Source organism: Pseudomonas mangiferae, from assembly GCF_007109405.1.
Lineage (GTDB): Bacteria > Pseudomonadota > Gammaproteobacteria > Pseudomonadales > Pseudomonadaceae > Pseudomonas_T > Pseudomonas_T mangiferae.
On the sequence record NZ_VJOY01000001.1, the window covers coordinates 327,206 to 336,244 of the forward strand.

The window sequence follows — 9,039 nt, forward strand, 5'->3', positions numbered from 1 at the left end:
GTTATGCTAAACCGCTTTCGCCGTGGCCTGCGGATAGTCCCACGGCGGCGGCTAAACATAACCTCGAACCCCATTATGCGAATTTCCAGATTTCAGTCCAGGCAACCACCCCAAGCGCTATGAATCCATATCGCCCGAGTCGTCGTCAGCATTGGACACTTCGAAGGACACGATGCCGGTGCGGGCCAGGATGATGCTTAGAACAATCATGGAGACCACAAGAAATTTCACGGCTGACTCCTCAACCAGATCGCTGCAGATGTTCCCACGGCCGCCAATGGCCGGACAAACGCTATCGCTCCATGGCATGGCCTAATGGCCCGGATGCTGTCGATCAACCATCCAGACGCTTCACCCACCGGCGGTATCGCCGGGTTCGCTTGTACGTGTCGAGTTGCTGTCCCAGCAAGGCCAGGACTGGCGCCACGTTCGGATCGGTGCGTTTTCCTGCACCGAGGCGGCGCAGTTGGTGTTTCACCATTGCCATGTAGCCGAGCGAGGACAGGACCTTGTTCTTCCAGGGGATCGCCCGCAGTTGTGGCGCATTCGGGGCACCTGTGCGCCAGGCGTTGGGCAGGTCGGGATCCAGGGTCAGCGCGGTTCCCATGCCGACCATGGCGATCCCGCTGTCCAGGACCTGTTGCGCCACCGGGTACCGGCGAATGCCGCCGGTGACCATGACCGGCATGCGGGCGACGGACGAGATGTCCGTGGCGAACTCCAGGAAATAGGCTTCGCGGGCGAGCGTGCGGCCGTCGCGGGTCTGGCCGTGCATGGCCGGTGCTTCGTAGCTGCCGCCGGACAGTTCGATCAGGTCGATGCCCAAAGGGTTGAGCATGGCCAGCACCGTCTTCGCGTCGTCCGTGCTGAAGCCGCCGCGCTGGAAGTCCGCCGAGTTGAGCTTGACCGCCACCGCGAATGCGGTGCCGACGGCGGCACGTACTGCCTTGATCACATCGACCAGCAGGCGTGCGCGGTTCTCGATCGAGCCGCCCCAGCGATCGCTGCGTTTGTTGGTGATCGGCGACAGGAACTGGCTGATCAGGTAGCCGTGGGCGGCATGGATCTGCACGCCGGTGAACCTGAATCGCTCGGCTAGCACTGCCGTCTTGACGAAGCGTGCCTTCACATCGGCGATATCCGCTTCGGTCATAGCCTGTGGCACCGCGAATTGCCGGGAGAACGAGCCCAGGTCCATGGCGACCTCCGAGGGAGCCAGGGTCCCCTGCCCCAGCGACGCCGGCATCTGCCGGCCCGGATGATTGATCTGCATCCAGACGTGGCCGCCCCGGGAACGAGCGGCCTGGGCCCAGGCGCTGAAACGCTCGCCGAACCGGTCCGACTCGAGCACCACGCCGCCCGGTCCGGTCATGGCCCGGTGGTCGATCATGACGTTGCCAGTGATCATCAGCCCGGCTCCGCCTTCGGCCCAGCGGCGGTAGAGCCGGATCAGCGCCTCCGATGGCGCGTGGTCATCATCCGCCATGTTTTCTTCCATGGCGGCCTTGGCGAGGCGGTTGGGAATGACGGTTCCATTGGGCAGGATCAACGGATCGAAGGTGGTCATGACAGGCTCCAGGAAGAACGACGGCATCACCCTAACCTTCAAGCGAACTTTAGAGTCAAGACCCTCCACTCCCATGGTTGCCGACGGAGGCACCACTCCCCTGCCCCGTTCTTGCCCGCCTTCAACCGCGCCCTTTGCTACCGCCACTGGGGCGTTTGGGAGCGTTCGCCGTCTCCTGCTTTTCCTGCCGAAGCCGCTTCAGCAATTGCTGGGCATTGTCCGCGCACTGCACGCCCTCCGGCTTGTTCTCGATGCTCTCGATGACCAGCAGCAGCTGCGCCCTGTCCCGCTTCAAGCGAGCCTGCAGGGCCTCGATCTCGATCACCTTGCGCGTGAGGCCCGCCAGTAGCTGATCGTGTTGCCAGTTATCGGCACCCAACGGCAGCAGGTGGCGAATCTCCTCCAGAGAAAACCCCGCGCGCTGGGCGCCCGTGATGAGTTCCAGCACCCAGACGGTCTCCGGGGCATAGTCGCGGTAGCCGTTCGCCTTGCGCGCGACTGAATGGATCAGCCCGCTCGCTTCGTAGAAGCGAATACGCGAGGGCGCCAGTCCGCTGAGCTTCGCCAGTTCCCCGATTTTCATGTGGCCTCTCCCCCGCGTGTCGACCCTGAAGCGTACTGCAATCCCGAGGTGAATCCATGAAGCGAGCATCGCTCACTGCAGTGCCGATGAACGTAACGCCTGCCTCGGTGAACATTCCCCTTTTTTGAATCGGTGCGCGATGAACCATTCTTGGGCCCGCTCGCACCGCCCAGGAGCAGAAAGGCCGGAACAGGCCGACGCATCAGCGCCTTTATTCAATTAAATCAATTGCTTGAACAGATGGCACTGGCCTTGCTAAGGCAATTCCCGACTGGGATACAAGATAGGGTCCAGGCACATGCGACACGCCCTCGGCTTTTCGGGATGCAGGCAAGCCACTGTTCATGACGGTTTCCAGACGATCCATCGCGGTCGCCTTGGTTCGTCGAGTACCACCGGCTTCGCCCGGGATGGAGGCGCCGCCGTGACTTGGCGGGCGGCATACATGCACGGCGGGGTGGCCTGACATGCAACCGACGCCCTCGCCACGCAGCCAAGGGGATTCATCCAGGAGCCGGGCCGAAGCGATCTATGCCCAGTTGAAGGATGACCTGTTCGGCTTGCGCCTGATGCCAGGGGATCGCTTCAGCGAAGGCGAGCTGGCCGAGCGGATGCGGGCCAGCCGCACCCCCGTGCGACAAGCCTTGCACCGCCTCGAACGCGAAGGCCATGTGGAGGTGGTTTCCCGCAGTGGATGGCGCGTCAGGGCCTTCGATTTCACCCGCCTCGAAGAGCTCTATGAAATTTGCATCGTGCTGGAGCTCGAGGCGGTCCGGCGGCTGGGCGAACGCCCCGCCGCCGAGGTGTCGCCCCTGCTGGACCAGCTCGGGCGTACCTGGCTGGTCGCGCCCGAGCGGCGCCTGAAGGATGGCCAGGCGGTGTCGCGGCTGGACGAAGGCTTCCATCGGCAATTGCTGGACGCCGCGGGCAACGGCGAAATGGCCCGGCTTCACGCGGACGTCAGCGAGAGAATCCGCGTGGTCCGCCGGCTGGATTTCACCCAGGCCGCCCGCGTCACCCTCGCCTACGAGGAGCACGGCAAGATCCTCGGCGCCCTGCTCACGAAACGCAATGAAGACGCACAGCGATTGCTCAAGGCCCATCTGGAGGTCAGCAAGGCTGAAGTGCGCACGATCACCCTGCACATGTTGCACAGCGCCCGCCCGCGGGACCTGCCAGCACGCCAGGGATGACGGCCATGACCTCGATCCCACTGCCCTCCTCCCTCCCATCGCAGTCCGCTCCAGGAGCTCACTCCATGCATCGACGTAGCCTGATCAAGGCCTTCACGCTTTCCGCATCCGTTGTCGCCATGGGCATGCCGTGGACCCTGCAGGCCGCCGACACCATCAAGGTCGGTATCCTCCATTCCCTCTCCGGCACCATGGCCATCTCCGAGACCTCACTCAAGGACATGGCGCTGATGACCATCGACGAGATCAACGCCAAGGGCGGGGTGCTGGGCAAGCAGCTCGAACCCGTGGTGGTGGACCCGGCGTCCAACTGGCCGCTGTTCGCCGAGAAGGGCCGTCAGCTGCTGACCCAGGACAAGGTGGCGGTGACCTTCGGTTGCTGGACCTCGGTGTCGCGCAAGTCGGTGCTGCCGGTGTACGAAGAACTCAACGGCCTGCTGTTCTACCCGGTGCAGTACGAAGGCGAGGAAATGTCTCCCAACGTCTTCTACACCGGCGCCGCGCCCAACCAGCAGGCGATTCCCGCGGTGGAATACCTGATGAGCGAGGATGGCGGCGGCGCCACCCGCTTCTTCCTGCTGGGCACCGACTACGTCTACCCCCGCACCACCAACAAGATCCTGCGCAACTTCCTGCACAGCAAGGGCATCGCCGACAAGGACATCGAAGAGGTCTACACCCCCTTCGGTCACAGCGACTACCAGACCATCGTCGCCACCATCAAGAAGTTCGCCGCCGGCGGCAAGACCGCGGTGGTCTCCACCATCAACGGCGACTCCAACGTGCCGTTCTACAAGGAACTGGGCAACCAGGGCCTGAAAGCCACCGAGGTGCCGGTGGTGGCCTTCTCGGTGGGCGAGGAGGAACTGCGCGGGATCGACACCAAGCCGCTGGTGGGCCAGCTGGCCGCCTGGAACTACTTCCAGTCCCTGGACAACCCGGCGAACGCCGCCTTCGTCGAGGCCTGGAAAGCCTACGCCAAGGCCAAGAACCTGCCCAACTACCAGACCGCGGTGACCAACGACCCCATGGAGGCCACCTACGTCGGTCTCCACCTGTGGGCCCAGGCCGTGGAAAAGGCCGGCAGCACCGAGGTGGACAAGGTCCGTACCGCCATGGCCGGCCAGACCTTCGCCGCACCGGACGGCTACACCATCAAGATGGACGAGAAGAACCATCACCTGCACAAGCCGGTGATGATCGGCGAGGTCCAGGAGGACGGGCAGTTCAACGTGGTCTGGCAGACCGACGGCCCGGTACGCGCGCAGCCCTGGAGCCCCTACATCCCCGGTAACGACAAGAAGTCCGACGAGCCGGTGAAGAGCGGCCAGTAAGCGGAGCCGCCCTCCTCGCGCCTGCGCGGGAGGGCCGTTCCAACTTCCCTTAGCGAAGCACCCAGGTAACCGCCGATGCGCATTCACCGCATTCTTCTGCTGCTCCTGTTCGGCGTCTGCAGCCTGGCCCATGGCGGCCCTGCTACTGACCTGGCGGGGGCCAGCGGCAACGCTCAAGCCAGCCTGCTGCAGGCCTGGTCGGCCATGCCCGAGCCGGACCAGGAGCCGGTCCTGCGCGCGTTGCGCGAGGGTCGTTTCTACATCGACGCCGACAGGCAGCCCTTCTACAAGGAGGGAGACCGGTTCACCCCCGCCGAAGGCGACAGCGCCGCGTCGGCGAGCGGCGCGCCCAAGCCCATACGCCTGAACAATCGGCTGCGGATCCTGGTCGACGCGGCCCTGGCCAGCCAGCAGCTGACATCCCCTGACACCCGGGCACGACTCGCGGCCGCCCAGGCCCTGGGGCAAGGCGCCACGGCCGGGCAGCGGCCGTTCCTGGAGAGCCGCCTGCAGGCCGAGCCCGACGAAACCGTCCGGGCCGCCCTCGCCGCCGCCCTGGCCTCGCTGCAGTTGGCCGACCCCGACCCCACGGTGCGCCTGGCCGCCGTGCGCCTGCTGGGCGAGTCCGGCGATCCCCAGGCCAGGGTTCGCCTGCAAGCCCTGCTCGACTCGCCCACCGAGACCGATGCCGGGGTCCGCAAGGCGGCCCAGACCAGTCTCGCCCAGGTGGAACGCGCCCTGTTCATGGGCGATCTGCTGGGCCAGGCGTTCACCGGCCTGTCCCTGGGGTCGATCCTGCTGCTGGCCGCCCTCGGCCTGGCCATCACCTACGGCCTGCTGGGCGTCATCAACATGGCCCATGGCGAGATGCTGATGCTCGGCGCCTACGCCACCTATTGCGTGCAACTGGCCCTGCAGCGTCTGGCCCCGGAATGGCTGGCCTGGTACCCGCTGCTGGCGCTGCCGGTGGCCTTTGCGGTCACCGCTGCCATCGGCATGGTCCTGGAGCGCACCGTGATCCGCCACCTCTACGGCCGGCCGCTGGAAACCCTGCTGGCCACCTGGGGCATCAGCCTGATGCTGATCCAGGCGGTGCGGGTGCTGTTCGGCGCCCAGAACGTCGAAGTGGCCAACCCGGCCTGGCTGTCCGGTGGCATCCAGGTGCTGCCGAACCTGTTGCTGCCCTGGAACCGGGTGGTCATCCTCGGCTTCGTGGTCTTCGTGCTGATCCTCACCTGGGCGCTATTGAACAAGACCCGCCTGGGCCTGAACGTGCGGGCGGTGACCCAGAACCGCTCCATGGCCGCCTGCTGCGGCGTGCCCACCGGGCGCATCGACATGCTCGCCTTCGGCCTCGGCTCCGGCATCGCCGGCCTGGGCGGTGTGGCCCTGTCGCAAGTGGGCAACGTCGGCCCCGACCTGGGCCAGAGCTACATCATCGACTCCTTCCTGGTGGTGGTGCTGGGCGGTGTCGGCCAACTGGCCGGCAGCGTGCTGGCGGCCTTCGGCCTCGGCATCGTCAACAAGATCCTCGAACCGCAGATCGGTGCCGTGCTGGGCAAGATCCTCATCCTGGCGCTGATCATCCTGTTCATCCAGAAACGGCCCCAGGGCCTGTTCGCCCTCAAGGGGAGGGTCATCGATTGAACCAGCCACTCACCCTCACCGTCGCGCAGAAGGCCGGCCCGCGCCTGAGCCTGGCGGGGCTCGGCCTGGCCCTCGCCGCGCTGATCGCCCTGCCCCTGCTGTCATTGCTACCGGCCGACAACCCCCTGCAGGTGTCAGCCTACACCCTCACCCTGGTAGGCAAGATCCTCTGCTACGCCATCGTTGCGCTGGCCCTGGACCTGGTCTGGGGCTACGCCGGGATGCTGTCCCTCGGCCACGGGCTGTTCTTCGCCCTGGGGGGCTATGCGATGGGCATGTACCTGATGCGCCAGGCGGCCGGGGATGGCCTGCCACCGTTCATGAGCTTCCTCTCCTGGAGCAGCTACCCGTGGTTCTGGGCGGGCACCGACCATTTCCTCTGGGCCTTGTGCCTGGTGGTGCTGGCGCCGGGCCTGCTGGCCCTGGCGTTCGGCTTCTTCGCCTTCCGCTCGAAGATCAAGGGCGTCTATTTCTCCATCATGACCCAGGCCCTGACCTTCGCCGGCATGCTGCTGTTCTTCCGTAACGAGACCGGCTTCGGCGGCAACAACGGCTTCACCGGCTTCACCACCCTGTTGGGCTTTCCGGTGGCGGCCCAGGGCACCCGAGCGGTACTCTTCGGGCTGACCGTAGTCCTGCTGACCGCCAGTCTCTGGCTGGGCTGGCGCCTGGCGCAGAGCAAGTTCGGCCGCATTCTCACGGCGATCCGCGACGCCGAAAACCGGGTGACTTTCTGCGGCTACGATCCGCGCGGCTTCAAGCTGTTCGTCTGGGTGCTCTCGGCGGTGCTCTGCGGGCTGGCCGGCGCGCTCTACGTGCCCCAGGTGGGCATCATCAATCCCAGCGAGATGGCCCCGACCAACTCCATCGAGGCGGCCATCTGGGTCGCCCTCGGTGGGCGCGGCAGCCTGATCGGCCCGGTGCTCGGCGCGGGCATCGTCAACGGCGCCAAGAGCTGGTTCACCGTGGCCTTCCCCGAGTACTGGCTGTTCTTCCTCGGCGCCCTGTTCGTCGTCGTCACCCTCTACCTGCCGCGTGGCGTGATCGGCCTCATCAAGAAGGAGCGCGACGCATGAGAGCTGCCCCCGTCCCCATGCTGGCCGCCGAGGTGCTCGACCCCGGCATCGGCGGCGAAGCCAGCGGCCTCGGCCATCGCGCCGGCAAGGGCCTGGATACCCGCCACGGAACAATCCTCAGCCTGGAGGGTATCGAGGTCAGCTTCGACGGCTTCAAGGCCCTGCGCGACCTCACCCTCTACATCGGCGTGGGCGAGCTGCGCTGCATCATCGGCCCCAATGGCGCCGGCAAGACCACTCTGATGGACGTCATCACCGGCAAGACCCGCCCCGACCAGGGCAGCGCCTGGTTCGGCGAAACCCTCGACCTCACCCGCCTGCAGCCGGTGGCCATCGCCCAGGCCGGCATCGGCCGCAAGTTCCAGAAGCCCACGGTGTTCGAAGCTCTCAGCGTCTGGGAAAACCTGGAGCTGGCGCAGAAGACCGACAAGTCGGTCCGGGCCAGCCTGGGGGCGCGCCTCACCGGCGAACAGCGCGACCGCCTGGAGGAGGTACTCGCCACCCTGCGCTTGCAGGAATTTCGCCAGCGCACCGCCGGCCTGCTCTCCCATGGCCAGAAACAGTTCCTCGAGATCGGCATGCTGCTGGTACAGGAGCCGCAGTTGCTGCTGCTGGACGAACCCGTGGCCGGCATGACCGACGCCGAGACCGAGTTCACCGCCGAGCTGTTCAGGTCGCTGGTGCCCAGGCACTCGCTGATGGTGGTGGAGCACGACATGGGCTTCGTCGGCCGCATCGCCGACCACGTCACCGTGCTGCACCAGGGGCACGTCCTGGCCGAGGGCTCGCTGGAGCAGGTCCAGGCCAACGAGCAGGTGATCGAGGTCTACCTGGGGCGCTAGTCCCCTTTCCCCACCCGCCTGCGAAGAACGAAACCGTGAGCAGGCAGTAGCTCGCCTGGCCCATCCAGGCACATGCCACGAGGGCATCGACATGCTGCACGTCAACGAACTCCACCAGTACTACGGCGGCAGCCACATCCTGCGGGGCCTGTCCTTCGAAGCCCGGGTGGGCGAAGTCACCAGCCTTCTGGGCCGCAACGGGGTGGGCAAGACCACCCTGCTGCGCTGCCTCATGGGCCTGATCCCGGCCAGGCGCGGCAGCATCACCTGGGACGGCCAGGACATCACCACCCGCAAGCCCCATCAGCGGGTGCAGTCCGGCATCGCCTACGTGCCCCAGGGGCGGGAGATCTTCCCGCGCCTCAGCGTCGAGGAAAACCTGCTCATGGGGCTCTCCCGCTTCCCCGCCCGGGAGGCCCGGGAGGTGCCCGGGTTCATCTACGAGCTGTTCCCGGTGCTCGAGCAGATGAAGCAGCGCCGCGGCGGCGACCTCTCCGGCGGCCAGCAGCAGCAACTGGCCATCGGCCGTGCCCTGGCCAGTCGCCCGCGACTGCTGATCCTCGACGAGCCCACCGAAGGCATCCAGCCTTCGGTGATCAAGGAGATCGGCAGCGTCATCGCCCTCCTGGCCAGGCGCGGCGACATGGCCATCCTGCTGGTGGAGCAGTTCTACGACTTCGCCAGCGAGCTTGCCGACCAGTACCTGGTCATGTCCCGCGGCGAGATCGTCCAGCGCGGCCGCGGCGCCGACATGGATGCCGACGGCGTGCGGGGCCTGGTGGCGATCTGAGCCCGCA

General features: G+C 66.2%; 8 protein-coding genes. 6 read left to right on the forward strand and 2 right to left on the reverse strand.

Annotated features, from left to right (window positions below):
- Positions 1 to 334: 334 nt before the first annotated feature.
- Together FM069_RS01475 and FM069_RS01480 are read right to left on the reverse strand one after the other, a co-directional pair.
- Entirely contained in the window at positions 335 to 1,567 is a 1,233-nt protein-coding gene (locus tag FM069_RS01475; RefSeq protein ID WP_143486404.1) for an NADH:flavin oxidoreductase/NADH oxidase family protein, read from the reverse strand.
- Between the two features lie 121 nt (positions 1,568 to 1,688).
- Entirely contained in the window at positions 1,689 to 2,150 is a 462-nt protein-coding gene (locus tag FM069_RS01480) for a MerR family transcriptional regulator (RefSeq protein WP_143486405.1), read from the reverse strand.
- Between the two features lie 467 nt (positions 2,151 to 2,617).
- Here FM069_RS01480 and FM069_RS01485 point away from each other — a divergent pair, with 467 nt between their 5' ends.
- From FM069_RS01485 to urtE, 6 genes are all read left to right on the forward strand, one after another.
- Positions 2,618 to 3,343 (forward strand): GntR family transcriptional regulator, encoded by a 726-nt coding sequence (locus tag FM069_RS01485; protein WP_143486407.1) that lies wholly within the window; start codon positions 2,618 to 2,620, stop codon positions 3,341 to 3,343.
- A gap of 65 nt (positions 3,344 to 3,408) precedes the next feature.
- On the forward strand, positions 3,409 to 4,677 hold the full coding sequence (urtA, locus tag FM069_RS01490; protein ID WP_143486409.1) for an urea ABC transporter substrate-binding protein: 1,269 nt from the start codon (positions 3,409 to 3,411) through the stop codon (positions 4,675 to 4,677).
- Between the two features lie 75 nt (positions 4,678 to 4,752).
- The gene (urtB, locus tag FM069_RS01495; protein ID WP_143486410.1) at positions 4,753 to 6,324 is read left to right on the forward strand and encodes an urea ABC transporter permease subunit UrtB; all 1,572 of its coding nucleotides are present in this window, start codon (positions 4,753 to 4,755) and stop codon (positions 6,322 to 6,324) included.
- Positions 6,321 to 7,400, forward strand: coding sequence for an urea ABC transporter permease subunit UrtC (urtC, locus tag FM069_RS01500; protein WP_143486412.1), 1,080 nt, complete (start codon positions 6,321 to 6,323; stop codon positions 7,398 to 7,400). Before urtB ends, urtC begins: the two co-directional genes overlap by 4 nt.
- Entirely contained in the window at positions 7,397 to 8,242 is an 846-nt protein-coding gene (gene urtD, locus FM069_RS01505; protein WP_143486413.1) for an urea ABC transporter ATP-binding protein UrtD, read from the forward strand. Before urtC ends, urtD begins: the two co-directional genes overlap by 4 nt.
- A gap of 91 nt (positions 8,243 to 8,333) precedes the next feature.
- Positions 8,334 to 9,032 carry an urea ABC transporter ATP-binding subunit UrtE gene (gene urtE, locus FM069_RS01510; protein ID WP_143486415.1) on the forward strand — a complete coding sequence of 233 codons (699 nt, stop codon included), beginning with the start codon at positions 8,334 to 8,336 and terminating at the stop codon, positions 9,030 to 9,032.
- Positions 9,033 to 9,039 lie beyond the last annotated feature (7 nt).